Source organism: Microcoleus sp. D2_18a_B4, from assembly GCF_036702475.1.
Taxonomy (GTDB): Bacteria; Cyanobacteriota; Cyanobacteriia; order Cyanobacteriales; family Microcoleaceae; genus Microcoleus.
Genome location: NZ_JAUBTL010000151.1, coordinates 1 through 1,208, shown reverse-complemented (window position 1 = coordinate 1,208; position 1,208 = coordinate 1). Strand labels below are relative to the sequence as shown.

Genomic DNA, 1,208 nt, shown 5'->3' with positions numbered 1-1,208 from the left:
GACTAATGACTAATGACTAATGACTAATGACTAATGACTAATGACTAATGACTAATGACTAATGACTAATGACTGATTTATTCACAATTCCCAAATATTATGTCTCGTTCCAAAGCCCTGCAATCTTATATTTTTGTCCGCTTGCTTCTGGCACCGCTAATGTTGTGGACAATCACCACAGCAGTATTTTTATTGTTGCGGGCCACTCCGGGCGACCCCATAGATGCCATTCTCGGCTCACGAGCTCCCGCAGCCGCCAAAGAAGCAATGCGAACCCAACTCGGCCTCGACGCACCCCTGTGGCAGCAATATTTAAAATACATGACAGACTTATTCAGTCTGAACTTGGGAACCTCAATCACCACTCGCGGACAAACCGTGTGGCAAATTATCGGAGATTATTTCCCCGCTACAGTGGAATTAGCAGTTTGTAGCATGGCCATAGCTTTAATTGTCGGCATCAGTATCGGTTCCCTGGCAGCATCCCGCCCCAACACTATTTTCGATGCTGTCGGCCGTTTGTTTGGCATTATCACTTACTCGCTGCCCGCTTTTTGGGCCGGCATGGTTTTGCAATTAATTTTCGCGGTGCAGTTAGGATGGTTTCCCTTGGGAACTCGCTTTCCCGTGACATTCCCCGCCCCCGAAGGCTACACAGGACTATACACTATTGACAGTCTGCTGAGTGCTAACCCTGGTCAGTTTCTCACATCTTTGCATTATTTGGCACTTCCGAGTTTGACGTTGGGCATTCTTTTGAGCGGCATTTTCGAGCGCATTGTCAGAGTGAATCTCAAGCAAACTTTGCAAGCAGATTATGTCGAAGCAGCTAGAGCTAGAGGCATTCCCGAATTGCAGATTTTATGGGCTCACGCTCTTAAAAATGCACTAATTCCGGTGATTACTGTCTTAGGATTGACTTTTGCTGCACTGTTGGGCGGTGCTATTTTAACAGAGGTTACTTTTTCTTGGCCGGGGTTGGCAAATCGTCTTTACGAAGCGATTAGCTTGCGGGATTATCCAACTGTTCAAGGTATTGTGGTGTTTTTTGCAGCAATTGTCGTAATTGCCAGCATTGTAATTGATATTTTGAATGCTTACGTTGACCCGCGAATTCGGTATTAAAGGAAGTTATAGCCTTTCTCAGTAACATGAGGTGCTCTGGCGGGCATAGGGCATAGGGCATAGGGCATAGGGCATAGGGCATA

Annotated in this window: 1 protein-coding gene; it reads left to right on the top strand. The window is 46.2% G+C overall.

All coding sequences use genetic code 11. The features are described from left to right. Window positions 1–99 precede the first annotated feature (99 nt). Window positions 100–1,125, top strand: coding sequence for an ABC transporter permease (locus QUB04_RS32425; RefSeq protein ID WP_333290756.1), 1,026 nt, complete (start codon window positions 100–102; stop codon window positions 1,123–1,125). Window positions 1,126–1,208 lie beyond the last annotated feature (83 nt).